The organism is Micromonospora fiedleri (assembly GCF_016774385.1).
Classification (GTDB): Bacteria; Actinomycetota; Actinomycetes; order Mycobacteriales; family Micromonosporaceae; genus Micromonospora; species Micromonospora gifhornensis.
Genome location: NZ_JAETXL010000005.1, coordinates 526,265 through 545,796, shown reverse-complemented (window position 1 = coordinate 545,796; position 19,532 = coordinate 526,265). Strand labels below are relative to the sequence as shown.

Genomic DNA, 19,532 nt, shown 5'->3' with positions numbered 1-19,532 from the left:
ACTCATTGATGTAACAGATCGGTAACGAGGGCCTGAGGAATTGGCATGAGTCGCTGCATATCGGGGTCTTTTCCGGTCGCCGGGTCCCGGCGCGTCGGATTGACGCGGCTGCCTCCGGCCCGGCTCGTGCAGCAGCACGGGGGTTGGCGGCACAGCCGAAACAACGTACGGTGACACCCAACGAACCCACGGGAGCCCGGTGTACCGGGCTGAGAGGGGGGCTGCCAGCCCCCGACCGTCGAACCTGATCCGGGTAATGCCGGCGCAGGGAGGAGAGTTGCCGTGCCGTCCCTCGGACGACTGCATCTGATCACCGACACCCGACCCGGGCGGGATGCGCTCGCCGTGCTCGCTGCCGCCCTGCCGGTGGCCCACACCGAACTGGTCGTCCAGGTCCGGGTCGAGGACAGCACCACCGACCGCGAGGCGTACGAGCTGACCCGGCAGGTGCTGGTGCTCTGCCGCCCGTACGGGGTCACCTGCCTGGTCAACGACCGGTTGCATGTGGCGTTGGCGGCGGGCGCGTCCGGCGGCCACGTCGGTGCCGACGACCTGCCGGTGGCGACGGCCCGGCGGGTGCTCGGCCCGGATGCGGTGCTGGGCGCCACCGCGCGCGAGCCGGTGGCGGCGGCCGAGGCGGTCGCCGCCGGAGCAAGCTATCTGGGCGTGGGCCCCTGCCACGCCACCACCACCAAGGACGGCCTGCCGCCGGCGATCGGCGTGGCGGGCGTCCGGGCGGTGGTCGAGGCGGTCACGGTGCCGGTGATCGCCATCGGGGGAGTGACGGCGGAGGACGTGCCTGTGTTGCGGTCCGCCGGCGTGTACGGGGTGGCGGTGGTCGGCGCGCTCTCCGGAGCCGCCGACCCCGCCCACGCCGCAGCCGCGTTCATGGACGCGCTGGCGTGTTAACAAGGGGCCCTTCCTCTACCGGAGGCGTTAACAAGGGTCCCTTCCTTGCACCGCAGGTGACGGTGGTGGGGGCGGGGCCGATCGGGTTGGCGATCGCGTGGCGGTGCGCGGCACGCGGGCTGCGCGTCGTGGTGCACGATCCGGCGCCGGGCTCGGGTGCCTCGCACGTTGCTGCGGGCATGCTGGCGCCGGTGGCCGAGGCGTACTTCGGCGAAGACGAGTTGACCGGGCTGCTCACCGAATCCGCCCGACGCTGGCCGGGCTTCGCCGCCGAGCTGACCGAGGCGACCGGGGTCGACATCGGATACCGGACCGAGGGCACCCTGATGGTCGGGCTCACCGCCGACGACCTGGCCGAGGCGCGTCGACTGTGGTCGTACCAGCAGGGGCTGGGTCTGCCGGTGAGCTTGCTGCGCCCCTCCCAGCTGCGGGAGCGCGAACCGGCGCTGGCGCCGCGGGTCCGCGGCGGCGCGCTTGCCGCCACCGACCACCAGGTCGATCCGCGGCGCCTGGTGCCGGCGCTGCGCCTCGCCGCCGCGCGGGCCGGCGCGGTGCTGGTCACCGAACCGGTCAGGCAGCTGTCCGAGCCGTCGGGCGGGGTGACCGTGGTCGCCGCCGGCTGCGGCGCCGCCGCCCTCACCGGGCTGCCGGTCCGCCCGGTGAAGGGCCAGGTGCTGCGGCTACGCACCCCCGACGGCGGTCCGCCGGGCTTCCGGCACGTCATCCGGGGGTACGCCGACGGCGAGCACGTCTACCTGGTCCCGCGCGAGTGCGGTGAGGTGGTCGTCGGCGCGACCGTCGAGGAACGCACCGACGTGGCGGTCTCCGCCGGTGCGGTGCTGCGGCTGCTGCGGGCCGCCGTGGACCTGATGCCCGAGCTGGCCGAGTACGACCTGGTGGAGACGATCGCCGGGCTGCGTCCGGGCACCCCGGACAACGCGCCGATCCTCGGGCCGCTCCCGAGCCGACCGGACGTGCTGGCGGCCACCGGCCACCACCGGCACGGGATCGTGCTCACCCCGGTCACCGCGGACCTGATCACCGGCCTGATCACCGGAGAGGGGACGGACGACCCGCTGCTCACCCCGTTTCGGGCCGACCGGTTCCACCCGGACAGCAAGGAGGAGGACCTGTGGAGTTGACGGTGAACGGTGTCGAGCGGGACGTGCCCGACGGTGCCACGGTCGCCGACCTGGTTCGGCAGGTCACCCCGCAGCAGCGCGGGGTGGCGGTGGCGGTGAACGGTGAGGTCGTGCCGCGTACCGGCTGGCCGGCGACGGCGCTGCGCGGTGGCGACCGGGTCGAGGTGCTCAGCGCCGCGCAGGGCGGGTGACCATGGACTCCGACGGCTTCGAGATCGGCGGTACCCGGTTCGGGTCACGGCTGATTCTCGGTACCGGTGGGGCGGCGAACCTGCACGTGCTGGAGCAGGCGATCCGGGCCTCCGGCACCGAGCTGGTCACCCTCGCCCTGCGCCGGGTGGACACCGTCCCCGGTGGCTCGGGCGGTCTGCTGGATCTGCTGGACCGGTGCGGGGTACGGCTGCTGCCGAACACGGCCGGCTGCTACACCGCCGGGGAGGCGGTGAAGGTGGCGCACCTGGCGAGGGACGCGTTCGACACCGACTGGGTCAAACTGGAGGTGATCGGTGACGAGCGCACGCTGCTGCCCGACGGGGTGGAACTGCTGCGCGCCGCCGAGGAACTCGTCGCCGACGGGTTCACCGTGCTGCCGTACACCTCGGATGATCCGATCCTGGCCCGCCGGCTCGCCGACGTGGGCTGCGCGGCGGTGATGCCGGCCGGCTCGCCGATCGGGTCGGGGCTCGGGGTGTCCAACCCGCACCACATCCGGCTGATCCGGCAGAGCGTCGACGTGCCGGTGATCCTGGACGCCGGGATCGGTACCGCCTCCGACGCGGCGCTGGCCATGGAGTTGGGCTGCGACGCGGTGCTGCTGGCCAGCGCGGTGACCCGGGCCGCCGATCCGGTGGCGATGGCCACCGCGATGCGCCACGCGATCACCGCCGGTCGTCTCGCCGCCGGTGCCGGCCGCATCCCCCGCCGTTTCCACGCCCTCGCCTCCACCCCCGACGAAGGTCGCCCCGACCTGTGATCCCGCACCCTGGCGATGGCGGCCTGTCGGGTTCCCCGACCGTCTCGGGGGTCGTGGTGCTGACCGACCGGCGGCTGGCCCGGAGGCCGTTGGTCGACGTGGTGGCGGCGGCCGTGGCCGGGGGCGTGCGCTGGGTGGTGCTGCGCGAGAAGGATCTGCCCCGCGTCGAACGGTCGGCCCTCGCCGCCGAGCTGCGGCCGATCCTGGCCGAGGCCGGCGGCACCCTCATCGTCGCCGGACCCGACCCCCTGCTGGACACCGAAGCAGAGCAAAGGGGCAGGGGCGCAGGTGGTGACGGCCGGGTGGCTCTGCATCTGTCGGCGGCCGACCCCGGTCGACCGTCGAGCGCCGACCTGGTCGGCCGGTCCTGCCACGACGAGGCGGAACTGCGCCGGCTGCGCACCGAGGACTACGCCTTTATCTCGCCGGTCTATCCGACCAGCACCAAACCCGGGTACGGGCCACCGTTGCGGTCGGCGGGACTGGCCGCGTTGATCCGCCTGAGTCCGGTACCGGTGCTGGCCCTCGGCGGCATCGAGACACCGGCCCAGGTACGCGCCTGCGTGCAGGCGGGCGCGGTCGGCGTCGCCTTGCTCGGTGCCGTCATGCGGTCCGCCGACCCCCGACAGACCGCAGCCGAACTGACCAGCGCCTTCGCGGCGGCCATCGGGCAGTCGCGGGGCCTCACCATCGAGGAAGACAGATGACCCCGACGACCGTGCTCACCGTGGCCGGCTCGGACTCCGGCGGCGGCGCCGGCATCCAGGCCGACCTGAAGGTCTTCGCCGCGCTCGGCGCCTACGGCACCAGCGTGATCACCGCGGTGACCGCGCAGAACACCCGAGGCGTGGACGCCGTCCTGCCGCTGCCCCCGCAGACGGTCACCGACCAGCTCGACAGCGTGCTGTCCGACTTCGCGGTACGGGCGGTCAAGACCGGGATGCTCGGTACGCCGGCGGTGGCGGGGGCGATCGCCGACGCCGCGGCGGCCGGGCGACTGCCGCAGCTCGTCGTCGATCCGGTGCTGGTGGCCACCAGCGGGCACCGGCTCGGCGTGGTGGCGGCGGTGGAGCGGCTGTTGCCGTACGCCCGGGTGGCGACCCCGAACAGCGCGGAGGCCGCGGCGCTCACCGGCGCTGCGGTGACGGATCTGGCGGAGATGACGACGGCCGCCCGCGCCCTGGCGTCCGGCGGGCCGGAGTGGGTGATCGTGACCGGCGGGGACGTCGACACCGGCGGCGAGGCGCTGGACGTGCTGCACGGCCCGGACGGGACGACGGTGCTGCGGGCCCCCCGGGTGCCGACTCGGCACAGCCACGGGACCGGGTGTTCGTTCTCGGCGGCGACCGCGGTGCGGCTGGCGATGGGCGATTCGGTGCCGGTGGCGGTCGCCACCGCCAAGGAGTACGTGACCCGCGCGCTGACCGGCGCACGGGCCTGGGAGTTGGGCGCGGGACGCGGCCCGTTGGACCACTTCGGCTGGTCCGCCTGAGCAGGGAGGTTGTCATGCAGGTACGGCGCAAGGTGTACGTCGAGGGATCGCGGCCGGAGATCCGGGTGCCGTTCGCGGAGGTGGAGCTGACCGGGGACAACCCACCGGTGCGGCTCTACGACACCTCCGGTCCGGGCTCCGATCCGCAGGTCGGGCTGCCCGCGCTGCGCGGGCCGTGGATCGCCGAGCGGGGAGATGTCGCCCCGGTACGCGGACCGGGCACACCGTTGGCCGGGGCGGACGGGAAACGGCCGACCCAGCTCGCGTACGCCCGGGCCGGGGTGGTCACGCCGGAGATGGAGTTCGTGGCGATCCGGGAGGGCATGTCGCCGGAGTTCGTCCGGGACGAGATCGCGGCCGGGCGGGCGGTGCTGCCGCTCAACGTCAACCACCCGGAGTGCGAGCCGGCCATCATCGGCAAGGCGTTCCTGGTCAAGGTCAACGCCAACATCGGCACCTCGGCGGTGAGTTCGTCGGTGGCCGAGGAGGTGGAGAAGCTGACCTGGGCGACCCGGTGGGGCGCGGACACGGTGATGGACCTGTCCACCGGCAAGCGGATCCACGAGACCCGCGAGGCGATCGTCCGCAACTCGCCGGTGCCGATCGGCACGGTACCGATCTACCAGGCGCTGGAGAAGGTCGGCGGTGACCCGGTCAAGCTGAGCTGGGAGGTGTTCCGGGACACCGTGATCGAGCAGGCCGAGCAGGGCGTGGACTACATGACCGTGCACGCCGGGGTGCTGCTGCCGTACGTGCCGCTGGCGGTGAACCGGGTGACCGGCATCGTCTCGCGCGGCGGGTCGATCATGGCGGCCTGGTGCCTGGCGCACCACGAGGAGAACTTCCTCTACACCCATTTCCGGGAACTCTGCGAGGTCCTGGCCCGCTACGACGTCACCTTCTCCCTCGGCGACGGGCTGCGGCCCGGCTCGATCGCGGATGCCAACGACGAGGCGCAGTTCGCCGAGCTGCGCACGCTGGGTGAGCTGACGAAGATCGCCTGGGAGTACGACGTACAGGTGATGATCGAGGGTCCGGGTCATGTGCCGATGCACAAGATCAAGGAGAACGTGGACCTGCAGCAGGAGTGGTGCCACGAGGCGCCCTTCTACACGCTCGGCCCGCTGACCACCGACATCGCGCCCGCGTACGACCACATCACCTCGGCCATCGGGGCCGCGATGATCGGCATGTTCGGTACCGCGATGCTCTGCTACGTGACCCCGAAGGAGCACCTGGGGCTGCCGGACCGCGACGACGTGAAGGCGGGCGTGATCGCGTACAAGATCGCGGCCCACGCGGCGGACCTGGCCAAGGGGCACCCGGGCGCACAGGCCTGGGACGACGCGCTGTCCAAGGCACGGTTCGAGTTCCGCTGGGAGGACCAGTTCAACCTCTCGCTGGACCCGGAGACCGCGCGGTCGTACCACGATGCGACGCTGCCGGCCGAACCGGCGAAGACGGCCCACTTCTGCTCGATGTGCGGCCCGAAGTTCTGCTCCATGAAGATCACCCAGGACCTCAAGGAGTACGCCGCCCGGGGCATGAAGGACAAGTCCGACGAGTTCCTCGCCGCCGGCGGGCGGGTCTACCTGCCGCTGGCCTGACCTGCCGCGCGCTCGGCAGGCGGGGCACCGTCAGTCCCGGTGGTGCCGGCCGGTCGAGCGCAGCGAGCGACGGGACTTCTTCGGTTCGGGTTCGTCGTCGGCCACCGGCCGGCCGAGCCCGGTCACCCAGTCCACGTACTCCTCGTCCTGGGCCGGCAGCGGCTCCTCGCCGCCCTCGGTGTTGTCCGGGCGGGGCTTGCCGCGCCGGAACAGGCCGCGGAGGCCCTTGTCGCGTTCGCCGCTCGGCTGGACGTCCTCCGGGGCGACAGCGGGCGGCTTGGTGAAGGCGGCGGAGAGGTCGCGGGCGGTGGCGGCCGGGTCGCTGGAGAGACTCGGCGCGGCGGCGAAGGCGGCCGAGACCTCCCGTGCGGTGGTCACCGGGTCGAGCCCCGCAGGCGAAGCGGGATCGAGCCCGGCGGGCGAGGTTGCCGCCGGACCGGTGGGTGCCGCTGCCGGCCCGGTGGGCGGCGCGGGGTCGGTTCCGCCGCGACCGATCGGCGTCGGCGGCTCGACGGCGGTCGGACCACCGGCAGCAGGACCCTCCTGGGCAGCACCGGTCTTCTCGTCGCCCGGCTGCGGATCGGCCGGCCGGGTCGGCGCGAAGGCGTTCCAGGACGCCGCCGCGTTCAGTTCGGGCAACGACAGGCGGTGCCGGGGGCGCGGTGTCGGCTCAGGTCGCACGGTGGCGGCGCTCCCGCCGGTGCCACCGGTCGGCCAGGGTGAGCCAGTGGTGTGGGCGACGGGCTGGGTGTCGGCGGCGGGCGGGGCGGCGGCAGGCTGGGTGTCGGCGGCGGGCTCAGCGGTGGCGGACCGGGTGTCGGCGGGCGGGGCGGTGTCGGGTACGGCCAGGTTGGCGTCAGGAACGACGTGGGCTGGCTGGTGCAGGGTCGGCGCGGGAGCTTGCCCGTCCTCGGACGGTTGCGCCGAGCCCACGGCCGTCGTGCTGGTCCGGGGTTTGCGCGTCCGCCGGGGCGTGGGCGTCTTGCCCGCCGATGCCGGGTCCGCGAGCGGGCCCGAGGCCGGAGCCGGGTCTGAAGGCGAAGCCTGGCCTGGGGTCGGAGCCTGGCCCGAGGTCGGGTCTGAGGGCGAAGCTGGGCCGGGAGTCGAAGGCCGGGCCGCTGCCCGCGGTGACCTGGCGGTCCGCCCGGCGCGGGGGATGTCGCTGCCGTCTCCCACCGGTGCCGGGTCGACCGCCAACTCGGCGTCATCCGGCGTGGCAGGGGTCTCCGCAGACGCGGGGGCATCGGGCCGCAGGGGCTCGCCGGTCGTCGTGGCGGCGTCCGCTGGCGCGGGTGCCGCCGCCGCCGACGTGCGGCCGGTGGGTGCCGGGGCGGGGTGTCGGTCGTCAGCTGCCGACAACTCCTGGGCGTCGAGCCCGGCACCTGCCGTTGTCGGCGGTGCGTCGACGGACTTTTCGGTCGCGGCTGGGCTGGTGTCCTCCGCGCCGACGGTGGTGTGCTCGGCGGGGCCGGAGGAAGCCGGTGCGCTGAGCGACGGTGTGTCGGGGCGGGTGGGTGCCGCCCCGGCGGCCGTGGGGAGGGAACTCGTCCGCTGGTCCGGCCACTGCCAGTGCGGGGGCGGGTCCGCCGGTTGCTGCCCGGTCGGACGGCTCGGCGAGGTGGGCAGGGCCGGGGTCGGGGGTAGCGGCTGGAGAATCGCGGTCGGCTCGATGGCCTGGGTGTCGGGACGGGAGCGGCCGGTGAGCGGCCAGGGCAGCAGGGCGGCAGCGGTCGAGCCGAGCGCGCCGACGGCGATCGCGATCAGGGCGCCGTAGTACGGGGCGAGCTGATAGCGGTCGGCCGAGTCGCCCGGCCCGGCGGCCAGGTAGGCGAAGGCCACCAGCACCGGCCCGGCCACCCCGCTCGGCCCGCTGACCAGGGGCGGGTGCCCGCGCCACCGAGCCGCCCACCCGCCGGCGACGCCGGCCAACAGGGTCGTCATCGGCAGGACCAGCAGGGCCAACCGCTGCGCCGTGTCGGCGGAGAACCACACCGGCTCCAGCACACCGAGGCGGACCGGGGTCAGCGGCCCGCTGGCACCCAGTGACGGTACGACCGACAGCAGCGCGATCAGCCACACGGCCCCGGCGACGGCGGCCATGTTCCAGGCGAACGGTGGCCTGACGAGTACGGCCAGCGCGGCACCCGCGCCGACGATCGCACCGAGGACGGCGCAGATGGCCACGGCCCAGACCGGATCGACGGAGATGAGCTCGGCGTTGCGGGCCGGTTGCATGCACAACGGTGCCACGACCGTGGCACCGAGCGCGGCGCTGCCGGCGACCGCCAGTTGCCGGCCGGTGCCGGTGAGCTGGCGGTCCTGCCGGGCCGTCCGCTCGGTGAGTACGGCGCCGATCACGGCGGCGTTCGCCGCGAACCAGCCGACCCAGACGAGCTGGGCCGGCCACTGGTTGACGGTGGCGCCGCTGAAGGCGCCGGTGAGCCGGACGATGCCGAAGCCGAAGGCGAGGCCAAGCTGACCGGCTCCGGCCAGCAGGCTGACGCCGAACGCCGTGAGCAGTAGGCGGCTCAAGGTCCGATTGGCCATGTCCGGCACGTTACGGTCCGTTGCCACCGATCGCCACCGGCGCGCCGTGAACGCCGTCCGACCTGCTTGCGGTAGGTCTATTTGAGTTCGACCAGCCGGGCCAGGTATGTCGTGTCGCCGACATTGGTCAGCATGTGCACCGCGCCGGGGTCGCGGTAGACCACCCCACCGGTCGGCTCGTCCGCGTCGATCCGCACGCCGTCGACGGTCTGGATCACGTTCTTCGCACCCTGTACGGCCACCACCAGGTAGGGGTGGTCGTGGCGGTGCAGCGGCTGCTGCTCGCCCGGCTCCAGCCGGATGTGCCAGACCCGTACCCGGTCGTTCTCCAGGACGATCTCCTGGCCCACCGGGCCGAGCACGAGATCCTGGTCGGTCGCCGGGGTGGCGGGGGAGTTGCCGGTCATCGGGTCGCCTCCAGTCGGGGGAGCACCTCGCTGGCGATGAGCTCCAGGTGGTCGAGGTCGGTGAGGTCGATCAGGCGCAGGTGCACCCGCTGGGTGCCGATCGCCGCGAACTCGCCGATCCGGTCGACCAGTTGCTGCGGCGAGCCGATCACCGCGTCTTCGGGCGGCAGGGCGCTCTTGACGTGCAGGGGCGCGGCCCGCCGGGCGGCCTCCGCGTCGGTACGCCCGACCGCCACCACGATGCCCGCCGAGAGCACCAGCGGGGCACGTCCGCTGTCGGCGCGGCCGATCCGCTCGCTCGCCTGCCGGGCCCGCTCGTACGCTTCAGCGGTCTGCTCAAGGCTGGTGAACGGAACGTTGAACTCGTCGGCGTACCGGGCGGCCAGTTCGGGGGTACGCCGGGGACCACGCCCGCCGACGATGATCGGCGGGCCCGGGGTCTGCACCGGCTTCGGCAGCGCGGGGGCGTCGGTGAGCTGGTAGTGCTTCCCGGCGTGGCTGAAGCTCTCGCCCGACGGGGTGGCCCACAGCCCGCTGATCACTTCCAGCTGCTCCGCGAACCGGTCGAAACGTTCGGTGACCGAGGGAAACGGAATGCCGTACGAGATGTGCTCGCGGGCGTACCAGCCGGCGCCGATGCCCAGCTCGACCCGGCCGCCGCTCATCTGGTCCACCTGAGAGACCATCACGGCCAACGGCCCGGGCAGCCGGAAGGTGGCCGAGGTGACCAGGGTGCCGAGCCGGATCCGGCTGGTCTCCCGGGCGAGCGCGGCCAGCGTCAGCCAGGCGTCGGTCGGGCCGGGCAGGGCCGGCTCATCGCCCATCGCCTGGTAGTGGTCGGCGCGGAAGAAGCCTTCGAACCCGCAGTCCTCGGCGAGCCGGGCGAAGCGGAGCTGGTCGTCGTAGCTGGCGCCCCGGTGCGGCTCGGTGAAGACGGTGACCCGCATCCTCATCGCCCTTCGGGGCCGGCGGCCACCGGTTGGTCGCGCTCCATCAGCAGCTCGTGTAGGTCGGCGCTGACCTGGGCGACCTCCGCCAGGTGGGCGTTGCGGCCGAGCGTACGCGGGCGGGGGATGTTCACCTCGACGATCTTGCGAACCCGGCCCGGACGCGGGCTGAGCACCACCACCCGGTCGGCGAGCAGGACGGCTTCGTCGATGGAGTGGGTGACGAAGACGACGGTCGCCCGGCTGCTCATGTGCACCCGCTGGAGTTCCCCGGACAGCTCCTCCCGGGTGAGCGCGTCGAGGGCGGAGAAGGGCTCGTCCATCAACATCACCCGGGGGTTGCCGATCAACGACCGGCACAGCGACACCCGCTGCTGCATGCCACCGGAGAGCTCGTGCGGCAGCCGCTTCTCGAAGCCGGCCAGACCGGCGACGTCGAGCAGTTCCCGGGCCCGCTCCCGGTGGTCGGCCCGCTTCCAGCCGAAGACCTCCACCGGCAGCAGGACGTTGTCCAGTACGGTCCGCCACGGCAGCAGGGCCGGGCGCTGGAACAGCATGGCGATGTCCTGGCGCGGCTTGGTGATCGGCGTACCGCCCACAGTGATCTCACCGGAGCTGACCGGGATCAGCCCGGCGATCAGTCGCAGCAGAGTGGACTTGCCACACCCGGATCGGCCGAGGACGGCGACGAACTCGCCCTCGCCCACGTCGAGGTCGATGCCGCGCAGCGCTTCGACCCGGCCGGTGCGGCCGTCGAACGTGCGGGACACCTCGGACAGACGGATCATCTCCGGGGGCCTCCGCTGAGTGGTTGATCAGGAATCCGCCACAGGCTAACCGGCCTCGTCCCGAAAAGCACCGTCCGGGGTGGACATGACTTTGTTTCCGTACCGCAACCCGATACGCCTGGCGGCACAAAGGTGGACCTCTCGTACGCTGTGCCCGCGCAGAATCCCCTCGATGCGCGGTGTCGGCTCCCCTTCCGGCTGCCGGCGCCGCCCGACACACTCCCTCCCGGCGGCCCGACGCCCCGGTTGGAAAGGACAAGGTGCACTGATGAAGAGGCTGACCCGTACGGTCGCCGCGGCCACCATGGCCACCGCGCTCGCCCTCGTCGCCGCGTGCAGCAGCGGCTCGGACGACACCGACGACACCAACAGCGGCGGAGGCGCGGCCCTGGAACAGGTGACCTACCTCACCTCGTTCGGCAACTTCGGGCGCGACTCCTACGCGTGGGTGGCGAAGGAGAAGGGCTACTTCAAGGAAGCCGGCTTTGAGGTAGACATCAAGCCCGGCCAGGGCACCAACGCCGTGATCCAGACGATCGTCGGCGGCCAGGCGCAGTTCGGCCCGATCGACCTGACCGGTGGCCTGCTCCAGCTCGGCAACGGCGAGGCCAAGGACTTCATCGCGGTCGCGGCGATCCAGCAGCGCACCATGGCCGCCATCGCCACCGTCGAGGGCACGGGGATCAACACCCCCAAGGACCTCGAGGGCAAGAAGCTCGCCGACACCCCGGGCTCCGTCGTGCGCAACCTCTTCCCGACGTACGCGCGGATGGCCGGCATCGACTACGAGAAGGTGACCTGGGTCAACGGTGAGGCGCAGACCCTGATGGGCACGCTCGCCGCCGGCTCGGTGGACGGCATCGGCCAGTTCGTCGTCGGTCAGCCGACCATCGAGGCGGTGACCAAAAAGAAGGCGGTCCTGCTGCCGTACAGCAACGTGATGCAGGACCTCTACGGCAACGTGCTGATCACCTCCAAGCAGTACGCCGCTGACAAGCCGGAGTCGGTCAAGCGGTTCACCGCAGCGCTGCTCAAGGGCCTTGAGTACGCCCTGGCCAACCCGCAGGAGGCGGCCGACATCCTGGCCAAGAACGCCGAGGCGGTGAACCCCGTTGCGGCCGCCGCCGAGCTTCAGCTGATGGCGGGGTACGTCCGCTCCAGCAACTCCGGCACCGCTCTGGGCACGCTGGACAGTGGCCGGGTCGCCAAGAGCATCGCGATCCTGCGCGGTGCGGGTGCGCTGAAGTCCGACCTGACCCCCGAGCAGGTCATCGACTTCAACCTCGCCCCCAAGGCCTGAGCCCCACCACGTCGACGGCGGGTACGCCGCACCGGTTGTCCGGTGCGACGTACCCGCCTCGGCACCGAACCACAAACGTAGGAGGATCCAATGACCGACGTCCGCCCTCGCCAGACGGCGGGGAGCGTGCCCGAGCCGCTCCATGCCGTACCGCGCGGCCGACGAGTGCGCGCCGGTGACCTGCGGCTCGCCACCGTCGCGGCGTTGCTGCCGGCCGTTGGTCTGCTTGTCGCGTTCGGTCTCTGGTGGCTGGTCGCCCGGCTGGAGCTGGTCCATCCGGCCGCCCTGCCGCCGCCGGGCAGCGTGCTGTCGGCGTTCCTCGAGCGGCCGGACCGACTGCTGGAGCACACCGCCGTCACCACCCGCGCGATCCTGGTCGGCTTCGCGCTCTCCGCGGCGGCGGGAGTGCTGATCGGCCTGGCTTTGGCCGCCTCGCGGACGGTCGAGCGGATGTTCACCCCACTGCTGGTGGCCGTCAACGCAGTGCCGAAGATCACGTTGGGCCCGCTGCTGGTGGTGGCGCTCGGTTGGGGTCAGAAGCCGATCCTGACCATGGTGTTCCTGCTCTGCTTCTTCCCGATCGTGCTGTCCACCGCGACCGGTCTGACCACCACGCCGGCCGAACTGGCCGAGCTGGTCCGGTCGTACAACGCTTCCCGCTGGCAGTCGTTCCGGAAGATCCGCTTCCCGGCCGCTCTGCCGCAGATCTTCGTCGGGCTCAAGGTGGCCATGCCGCTGGCCGCGATCGGCGCGGTGATCGGCGAGTTCCAGGCCGGCGAAGGCGGCCTGGGCTACGTGATCCAGCAGTACGCCGGCGTCGGCGACACCGCCACGGCGTGGGCCGCGATCATCCTGATCGCCCTGGTCAGCATTCTGCTCTACGCCGCGCTGGTGCTCATCGAGCGCTTCAGCCTGCCCTGGCTCCGCGAAACCACCTCCAGCCGCTGACCCACCCAGTCCTCAGCTGACCGGCGACAGCCCAGCCAGGGACCAGGCACTCCCTCACGGACCGCAACCCAGGACAGAGACCCCCACCAAGCTGACCGCGTCCGTCACCCTTCGACGGACGCAGGTGTGGCCCCAGCACAACCGGCGCAGGGATCAAGCCTGACCGCCCGAAGCCGGTTGTGCTGGGGCCACACCCCACCGAGTTCACAACAAAGACGGAGGACTCAGCTGGCCAACCGCCAGCGGCCGTTCCGGGCGACCAGGGTGGTCAGCGCCTGCGGCATCAGCCCGGAGTGGTTGTCCGGCGTCATCCGGATCGGCCCGGACAGCCCGTCCATCTGCGAGGTCTCCAGCACGTCGCGCAACCCCTCCCGGTCGACGGTCGCCGGGGGACCACCCGCGCGCAGTTCGGCGTCGACGATGAGCTGCACGGCGTCCGCTGCGAACGACGACGAACCGTGGTACCCGCCGAAGCGGGCGGTGTAGTCCTGGAACCACTGGCGACGCGCGGCCTTCGCGGGGGTGGTGGCGATGACGTCGTCGATCACCATCGTCTGCGTGAAGACCAGCGTCGCCCGCTCGGCGGCCCGGCCCGACGCGCCGAGGAAGAGGTCACCCGCGGCGGACGCGTCGAAGTACAGCGGACCGGTGAAGCCGGCCTGCTTGACCGCGCCGGCGGCGAGCATGGCCTGCTCCGGCGGGGTCCAGATGACCAACGCCTCGGGGGCGGCTGCGGCGAGCGTGCCGGCCTGCCGGTCCACCTCGGTGTCGGTGGTACGCAGCGACGCCTCGGCGGTCAGTTGGATGCCGGCCTTGCGGAACTCGCCCCGCAGGGCTTCGGCGCCCTCCCGGCCGTAGGCGTCGTCACTGCGCAGCAAGCCGACGGAGGTGACCTTCCGGCGGGCGAGTTCGACGGTGAGAGCACTGGCGTTGTCGGCAGCATTCGGTGCCAACTTGAACACGTAGCGTCGATCTGCGACCGGATTGGCCACTGCGCCGGCCGACGCTAGTGCGACGGTGGGGATCTGCTTCTCATTGATGGTGCGTGCCGCGCCGATCGCGCATTCGTTGCAGCCGCCCATGATGATGGCGCTGACGCGTTTATCGTTGCCGAAGTCGGCGATGTTGCGCAGTGACTCACTGGCGTCGGAGCGGTTGTCCTTCAACAACAGTTCGACAGTCCTGCCGTTCAGGGCGCCGGAGTCATTCAGCTGTTGGACTTTCAACTCCAGTGCCTGCCGGTACGCCTTGCCGACGCCGGCGGCCGCCCCGGACAGTTCCAGGTCGGCGGCGATGACGATCGGCGAGGTGTCCTGCTCCTGTCCGCCGAACTGGCAGCCGGTGAGAGTGGTGGCCAGCATGGCTGATGCGGCCGCCAAGGCGGTCGCGGAGCGGAAGGGGGTCAACTCGGTCCTCCTGATGCGGCGCGGGCGGGGCCCGGTCACCGGCGGCAGCACACTCCTCAGTGGATATTCTGGGTAGGTCTGCCGTACCGTGTGCGCGAAGCCTGCAAAACCTTGCCAATGCCGGGCGCTGGGGTCAAGCGGAGCCACCGGGGAGCGTTTCGGGACACCAATCCCACATGTTGGGGTAACCAGATGTTTTCGTATGCTCACGCTGGCGACATGAATGACCACTCTGGAGTGACATGCCCTGATCAAGGGCACTGTGGAAATGTAGGTATTAGTTGAGCGGACAACAGGATGCGTGTCCACCAACCGTTTCCTGCCTCACTGCGGCTTCCCAAACCCGATCTCGTCTGATGAAATCGCGGCCGTGCCGCGCGTGGCGCCGGCCGTCGTTCCAACTACGGGTCGACGGGTCAGGCGCGGAGAAAACGACGGAGGCGATGTCGTGAGCACCGGACCGACGACCCTGCCCGCCAGCGGCGATGCCGAGCACGATCGACGGCGCAGGCTGCCCCGGCTGCGCGATGCCCGGATCCGGTCCAAGCTGGCGTTGATCCTGGTCGTTCCGGTGGCTGCGGTCATCGCGTTGGCCACGGTCCGTCTGGTCGCCGTCGGTGAAGGCGCGTACGAGGCGTCCCAGGCTCGCTCGCTCACCGTCCTGTCGACGAAGATCTCCGCCTTGACCAACGACCTGCACGCCGAGCGGATGGCGGCTGCCGCCTACCTGGCCTCGACGCAGCAGCAGGTCGACGCGTACAACCTGCGGGTGCGTCGGACCCAGGAACGGGTCGACGCGTACCGGGCGGAGCGAGCCCGGATCGGCGACGTCCCCGCCGCGGTCCGTGACCGGCTGACGGCCATCGACCGGCACCTGGACACCCTCGACGGCACCCGGCAGGAAGTGCTCGACCGCCAGCAGATGCAGGTCGCCGAGGCCGCCTTGCGGTACGGCGTCGTCCTGGCCGACCTGGTCGGCTACGGCGACGGCCTGGCCCAGCTGCCGGGCGAGGAGAGCCTGGCCGACAACCGGCGCGCGGTGGCCGCCTTCGCCCGCGCCAAGGCGGCCGTGGCCGAGGAAGAGGCCGTCGCGTTCACCGCACTGACCAACGGCCGGCTCGACAACGAGCAGTTCTCCGCGTTCGTGGCCACCCTGACCGGCCAACAGGAAGCGCTGCTGGCCTTCTCGTTGGCCGCCGACCCGACCCAGCGGGCGCTGGTCGAGAGCACCGTCTCCGGTGACGCCGTGGTGCTGGCCGACCGGATCGCCACCGACATCACCCGCTCGGTCGGTCGCGGCTCGCCGGTCTCCGCCCAGGACGCCACCGCGGCGATCGGCGCGGTGCACGAGCTGATGCGGTGGGCCGAGGGCGAGCTGGAGAACCGGCTCCTCGCCCAGACCGAGCAGGCCCGCTCGGCCGTCATCCGGCAGGCGATCGTCGAGACCACGCTGGTGCTGCTCACCCTGGTCATCGCGGTGACCCTGGCCGTGGTGCTGGCCCGCTCGCTCAACCACTCGCTGCGTCGGCTCCGCGAGGGTGCGCTCTCGGTGGCCAACCACGACCTGCCCGAGGCGGTGCGCCGCCTGCAAGGGATGGGCAACGTCAGCGACGGCAGCGTCGAGGAGATCGTCCGCGAGGTACGAGACCCGATCCAGCTCAACAACCGTGACGAGGTCGGCCAGGTCGCCTCGGCGTTCAACGTCGTGCACCGGGAGGCCGTCCGGGTCGCGGCCGAGCAGGCGGCCCTGCGGAGCAGCGTCTCGGCGATGTTCCTCAACCTGGCCCGCCGCAGTCAGACGCTGGTCGACCGGATGATCGGCGAACTCGACGCGATCGAGCGCGGCGAGGAGGACCCGAAGCGGCTCGCCCAGCTCTTCGAGCTCGACCACCTCGCCACTCGAATGCGCCGCAACGACGAGAACCTGCTGGTGCTGGCCGGGGCCGACTCCGCCGTGCCGCGTCGCGACGACGCGTTGCTCGTCGACGTGCTGCGGGCCGCGCAGTCCGAGGTGGAGCTCTACAACCGGATCGAGTTCGGCACTGTCGACACCGACGTGTCGGTGGCCGCGCACGCGGTCAACGACGTCGTCCGGTTGGTGGCCGAACTGCTCGACAACGCCACCCGCTTCTCGCCGCCGAACACCACGGTGGTGGCCGACGGCCGGCGGATCCGCGACTACGTGCTCATCCAGATCGAGGACCGTGGTCTCGGCCTGACCGACGAGCAACTGGACTCGCTGAACAAGCGACTCGCCGCCCCTTCCGCCGTGGACGTCGCGGCGTTCCGGCTGATGGGTCTGGCCGTGGTCAGCCGGCTCGCGGCCCGCTACGGCATCCGGGTCGAGCTGCGCCGCAACGTCGAGGGTGGCACCGTCGCCCAGATCACGCTGCCGGCCGCCACGGTGATCCTGCCGAGCCTTCGGGGCCGCGACCAGGCGATCAACCGCCCGCGTCAGCCGCTCGCGGTCGAGCAGTCGCCGGCCGGTGCCGGTGAACCGCTCGCCGGAGCGGGACGCAGCACCACCGCCACCCTCAGCGACCGGTGGCGCAGCGCACCGGCCGCCACGCCGTGGCCCGGCGCCGACCCGACACCGCAGCACACACCACCGGCGCACACGTCCCCACCGGCGTACGCCGGCGGGTTCAACGCCGGTACGCCCACCGTCGCCTCGCCGACCATCGACCCGCTGTCCTACCGGACGGCGAACGCCCCCGGCGATCCGCAGCCGGCCGCACCCGTGCTGCCGGCCGGCCCGGTCGCCGGTGCTCCGGTCAGCACCGCGAACGGGTTCGCGCCCGCCGCTCCGAACGGCTTCACGCCGCCCGCCGCTCCGAACGGCTTCACGCCGGCGGCGGCGCCGAGCGGGTTCGCGCCGACGGCGGGCCAGGGGTCGGGCGGCGGCCAGGACACCCCGATGTTCGGTGGGCTGGGCGCCAGCCTGGCCGCGACCGCTCCGGTCGCCAGCGCACCGATCACCGCGCCGCCGGAGCCGCAGGCCGAGGCGCCGATCTTCCGCGAGATGGAGGCGGTCTGGTTCCGGTCGCACGGCAACGACGTGACGGCCATCTTCAGCCGGCCGCAGTTCGACGAGCCACCCGCGACCGCGACCGCCGGCCCGCCGGCCGCCAGCCCGTCGGCACCGGCCGTCGAGCCGACCAAGGGGCGCACTCCGCTGCCCACCCGTACGCCGGGTGCGGCTGCCGGCGACGCCTCCCTGTCGCCACCGTCGTACCCGATCTCGGCCGCTGCGTCGACCGGTACCCCGCCTGCGGCGCCCCCGCCGGCCGCGCCACCGACGCCGGCTGCCGCCCCGTCCGCCGCTGCCGGCGACGACGCCTGGCGGACCGCGGCCGACGAGGGCTGGACGCGCGCCAGCCAGGCCGCCGAGCCCACCCCGGCCGGTACCACCCGGTCCGGCCTGCCGAAGCGGGTGCCGCAGGCGCAGCTCGTTCCCGGCGGGATCGAGCCCCGGACCGGACGGGAACACAGTCGGCGTACGCCGGACGAAGTACGCGGTCTGCTGTCGGCCTACCACCGCGGCGTCCAGCGCGGCCGAACGGCCGGCGCGACTCAGAACAGCACCTCGACCAAGGAGACGAGCCGATGAACAGGCCCGCGGCCATGCAGGACATGGGTTGGCTACTCACCAACTTCGCCGACAGCGTGGCGGGCATCGCCCACGTGGTGGCGGTGTCCGCGGACGGGCTGCTGCTCGCCTCCTCCCGCGACCTGCCGGGTGACCGGGCTGATCAGCTCGCCGCCATCACCTCCGGTGTGGTCAGCCTGACCGAGGGCGCCGCGCGGATGTTCAGCGCCGGCGGGGTGTTGCAGACCGTCATCGAGATGGACAGCGGCTACCTGTTCCTGATGTCGATCAGCGACGGTTCGTCGATGGCGGTGCTCGCGGCTCGCAGCTGCGACGTCGGTCAGGTGGGTTACGAGATGGCGTTGTTGGTCGAGCGCGTCGGTGCGGCGCTGGTGCCGTTGCCCCGGGACGCGGTGCGGTCATAGCGCGCACGGTGCGACGGCGGACGGGAGAGGAGGTGATTGCGGATGGATCCGCGACGTGACCCGCGGGGCGCTCTGGTGCGACCGTACGCGGTCACCAGGGGCCGCACCGAACCGCTCCAGGACATCGCCCTGGAGGCGGTGCTGATCGCCAGCCCCACCCAGATCGCCGAGTCGCGGTTTGCCGGGCACGACAAGCATCGCATCGCCATGGTCTGCGAGGGCCGCCCTGAGTCCCTGGCGGAGATCGCCGCGTACACCCGGCTACCGCTGGGTGTCGCCCGGGTGCTGGTCGCCGACATGGTGGCCGACGGCCTGTTGACGCTACAGACGGCCGCTCCCGCCACAGGTTACGAGGAGCGGATGGAAATGCTGGGAAGGGTGCTGAGTGGACTTCGCGAGCTATGACCCCGCCGGGGCCCGCCAGAGCCGGGGAATCATCTCCGCGAAGATCGTCGTCGCGGGTGGCTTCGGTGTCGGCAAGACCACGTTGGTCGGTGCGATCTCGGAGATCACACCGCTGACCACCGAGGCGGTGATGACCGCGGCGGGCGTCGGGATCGACGACTCGTCAAAGGTGCCGGGCAAGGAGACCACCACGGTCGCCATGGACTTCGGCCGGATCACCATGGCGCAGGATCTGATCCTGTACCTCTTCGGCACACCTGGGCAGACCCGGTTCTGGTTCATGTGGGACGAGATCATCCGTGGTGCGGTGGGCGCCGCCGTGCTGGTGGACACCCGCCGGATCACCGACGCCTTCGCGCCTCTGGACTACTTCGAGAACCGCAGGCTGCCGTACGTGGTCGCGCTGAACCGGTTCGACGGCGCGCCGCAGTACGAACTGGACGAGGTACGCGAGGCGCTGGCCATCTCGCCGGACGTACCGCTGGTGATGACCGACGCCCGGCGGCGTGAGTCGGTCAAGCAGGTGATGGTGACAGTCGTCGAGCACGCCATGGCGCGGCTGCAGGCCGAACACGACAGGGGTTTCCCGACCCCGGTCGGCTGACCTCTGACGGCACCTGTCCTACCGACACCGCCCGGTGTCGGTA

At 72.1% G+C, this 19,532-nt stretch carries 18 protein-coding genes and 1 riboswitch; of the genes, 13 read left to right on the top strand and 5 right to left on the bottom strand.

Translation table 11 applies throughout. The features are described 5' to 3' along the window. Window positions 1–178: 178 nt before the first annotated feature. Window positions 179–288: riboswitch (TPP riboswitch) on the top strand. The 7 genes from thiE to thiC all read left to right on the top strand — a co-directional run bounded on the left by thiE (window position 283) and on the right by thiC (window position 6,123). After that, the gene (thiE, locus tag JMF97_RS16595; RefSeq protein WP_203222371.1) at window positions 283–909 is read left to right on the top strand and encodes a thiamine phosphate synthase; all 627 of its coding nucleotides are present in this window, start codon (window positions 283–285) and stop codon (window positions 907–909) included. It overlaps the preceding riboswitch by 6 nt. After that, a complete protein-coding gene (thiO, locus tag JMF97_RS16590; protein ID WP_412101259.1) occupies window positions 903–2,051 on the top strand; it encodes a glycine oxidase ThiO in 1,149 nt (382 codons plus the stop codon). Before thiE ends, thiO begins: the two co-directional genes overlap by 7 nt. Next, entirely contained in the window at window positions 2,042–2,242 is a 201-nt protein-coding gene (gene thiS, locus JMF97_RS16585; protein WP_013735919.1) for a sulfur carrier protein ThiS, read from the top strand. Before thiO ends, thiS begins: the two co-directional genes overlap by 10 nt. Before the next feature lie 2 nt (window positions 2,243–2,244). Then, a complete protein-coding gene (locus tag JMF97_RS16580; protein WP_043721948.1) occupies window positions 2,245–3,024 on the top strand; it encodes a thiazole synthase in 780 nt (259 codons plus the stop codon). Continuing rightward, on the top strand, window positions 3,024–3,731 hold the full coding sequence (locus JMF97_RS16575) for a thiamine phosphate synthase (RefSeq protein ID WP_438803759.1): 708 nt from the start codon (window positions 3,024–3,026) through the stop codon (window positions 3,729–3,731). Before JMF97_RS16580 ends, JMF97_RS16575 begins: the two co-directional genes overlap by 1 nt. Next, a complete protein-coding gene (gene thiD / locus JMF97_RS16570; protein WP_126711232.1) occupies window positions 3,728–4,516 on the top strand; it encodes a bifunctional hydroxymethylpyrimidine kinase/phosphomethylpyrimidine kinase in 789 nt (262 codons plus the stop codon). The genes JMF97_RS16575 and thiD overlap by 4 nt, the downstream gene beginning before the upstream one ends. Before the next feature lie 14 nt (window positions 4,517–4,530). Further along, complete coding sequence (gene thiC / locus JMF97_RS16565; RefSeq protein WP_203222369.1) at window positions 4,531–6,123, top strand: phosphomethylpyrimidine synthase ThiC; 1,593 nt, start codon at window positions 4,531–4,533, stop codon at window positions 6,121–6,123. A gap of 30 nt (window positions 6,124–6,153) precedes the next feature. Here thiC and JMF97_RS16560 read toward each other — a convergent pair whose 3' ends face one another. The 4 genes from JMF97_RS16560 to JMF97_RS16545 form a co-directional block, all read right to left on the bottom strand. Continuing rightward, on the bottom strand, window positions 6,154–8,670 hold the full coding sequence (locus tag JMF97_RS16560; protein ID WP_203222368.1) for a DUF2339 domain-containing protein: 2,517 nt from the start codon (window positions 8,668–8,670) through the stop codon (window positions 6,154–6,156). A gap of 77 nt (window positions 8,671–8,747) precedes the next feature. Beyond that, window positions 8,748–9,077, bottom strand: coding sequence for a cupin domain-containing protein (locus tag JMF97_RS16555; RefSeq protein WP_013735913.1), 330 nt, complete (start codon window positions 9,075–9,077; stop codon window positions 8,748–8,750). Continuing rightward, complete coding sequence (locus JMF97_RS16550) at window positions 9,074–10,024, bottom strand: LLM class F420-dependent oxidoreductase (RefSeq protein WP_203222367.1); 951 nt, start codon at window positions 10,022–10,024, stop codon at window positions 9,074–9,076. The genes JMF97_RS16555 and JMF97_RS16550 overlap by 4 nt, the downstream gene beginning before the upstream one ends. A gap of 2 nt (window positions 10,025–10,026) precedes the next feature. After that, window positions 10,027–10,812, bottom strand: coding sequence for an ABC transporter ATP-binding protein (locus tag JMF97_RS16545; protein WP_203222366.1), 786 nt, complete (start codon window positions 10,810–10,812; stop codon window positions 10,027–10,029). A gap of 268 nt (window positions 10,813–11,080) precedes the next feature. On the opposite strand from JMF97_RS16545, the gene JMF97_RS16540 reads away from it, so the two are divergent. Both JMF97_RS16540 and JMF97_RS16535 read left to right on the top strand, forming a co-directional pair. After that, the gene (locus tag JMF97_RS16540) at window positions 11,081–12,112 is read left to right on the top strand and encodes an ABC transporter substrate-binding protein (RefSeq protein WP_203222365.1); all 1,032 of its coding nucleotides are present in this window, start codon (window positions 11,081–11,083) and stop codon (window positions 12,110–12,112) included. A 90-nt stretch (window positions 12,113–12,202) separates the two neighbouring features. Further along, on the top strand, window positions 12,203–13,060 hold the full coding sequence (locus tag JMF97_RS16535; RefSeq protein ID WP_126711230.1) for an ABC transporter permease: 858 nt from the start codon (window positions 12,203–12,205) through the stop codon (window positions 13,058–13,060). A 224-nt stretch (window positions 13,061–13,284) separates the two neighbouring features. On the opposite strand, the gene JMF97_RS16530 is transcribed toward JMF97_RS16535, so the two are convergent. Continuing rightward, a complete protein-coding gene (locus tag JMF97_RS16530; RefSeq protein WP_203222456.1) occupies window positions 13,285–14,466 on the bottom strand; it encodes an ABC transporter substrate-binding protein in 1,182 nt (393 codons plus the stop codon). 448 nt (window positions 14,467–14,914) lie between these two features. Between JMF97_RS16530 and JMF97_RS16525 the strand changes: the two genes are divergently transcribed. The 4 genes from JMF97_RS16525 to JMF97_RS16510 are packed head-to-tail and all read left to right on the top strand — an operon-like array spanning window position 14,915 to window position 19,489. Then, window positions 14,915–18,076 (top strand): sensor histidine kinase, encoded by a 3,162-nt coding sequence (locus tag JMF97_RS16525; protein ID WP_203222364.1) that lies wholly within the window; start codon window positions 14,915–14,917, stop codon window positions 18,074–18,076. After that, window positions 18,073–18,480 carry a roadblock/LC7 domain-containing protein gene (locus tag JMF97_RS16520; RefSeq protein WP_007465177.1) on the top strand — a complete coding sequence of 136 codons (408 nt, stop codon included), beginning with the start codon at window positions 18,073–18,075 and terminating at the stop codon, window positions 18,478–18,480. The genes JMF97_RS16525 and JMF97_RS16520 overlap by 4 nt, the downstream gene beginning before the upstream one ends. Window positions 18,481–18,522: 42 nt before the next feature. Further along, window positions 18,523–18,885, top strand: a complete 363-nt coding sequence (locus JMF97_RS16515; RefSeq protein WP_203222363.1) for a DUF742 domain-containing protein — start codon at window positions 18,523–18,525, stop codon at window positions 18,883–18,885. Then, on the top strand, window positions 18,866–19,489 hold the full coding sequence (locus JMF97_RS16510) for a GTP-binding protein (protein WP_013735905.1): 624 nt from the start codon (window positions 18,866–18,868) through the stop codon (window positions 19,487–19,489). Before JMF97_RS16515 ends, JMF97_RS16510 begins: the two co-directional genes overlap by 20 nt. Window positions 19,490–19,532: the final 43 nt, after the last annotated feature.

Bases quoted from the DNA above. Each gene is read 5' to 3' on its own strand.
- JMF97_RS16580 (WP_043721948.1), top strand. From the start codon at position 2,245: ATGGACTCCGACGGCTTCGAGATCGGCGGTACCCGGTTCGGGTCACGG.
- thiD (WP_126711232.1), top strand. From the start codon at position 3,728: ATGACCCCGACGACCGTGCTCACCGTGGCCGGCTCGGACTCCGGCGGC.
- thiC (WP_203222369.1), top strand. From the start codon at position 4,531: ATGCAGGTACGGCGCAAGGTGTACGTCGAGGGATCGCGGCCGGAGATC.
- JMF97_RS16560 (WP_203222368.1), bottom strand. From the start codon at position 8,670: ATGGCCAATCGGACCTTGAGCCGCCTACTGCTCACGGCGTTCGGCGTC.
- JMF97_RS16555 (WP_013735913.1), bottom strand. From the start codon at position 9,077: ATGACCGGCAACTCCCCCGCCACCCCGGCGACCGACCAGGATCTCGTG.
- JMF97_RS16550 (WP_203222367.1), bottom strand. From the start codon at position 10,024: ATGCGGGTCACCGTCTTCACCGAGCCGCACCGGGGCGCCAGCTACGAC.
- JMF97_RS16545 (WP_203222366.1), bottom strand. From the start codon at position 10,812: ATGATCCGTCTGTCCGAGGTGTCCCGCACGTTCGACGGCCGCACCGGC.
- JMF97_RS16540 (WP_203222365.1), top strand. From the start codon at position 11,081: ATGAAGAGGCTGACCCGTACGGTCGCCGCGGCCACCATGGCCACCGCG.
- JMF97_RS16535 (WP_126711230.1), top strand. From the start codon at position 12,203: ATGACCGACGTCCGCCCTCGCCAGACGGCGGGGAGCGTGCCCGAGCCG.
- JMF97_RS16520 (WP_007465177.1), top strand. From the start codon at position 18,073: ATGAACAGGCCCGCGGCCATGCAGGACATGGGTTGGCTACTCACCAAC.
- JMF97_RS16515 (WP_203222363.1), top strand. From the start codon at position 18,523: ATGGATCCGCGACGTGACCCGCGGGGCGCTCTGGTGCGACCGTACGCG.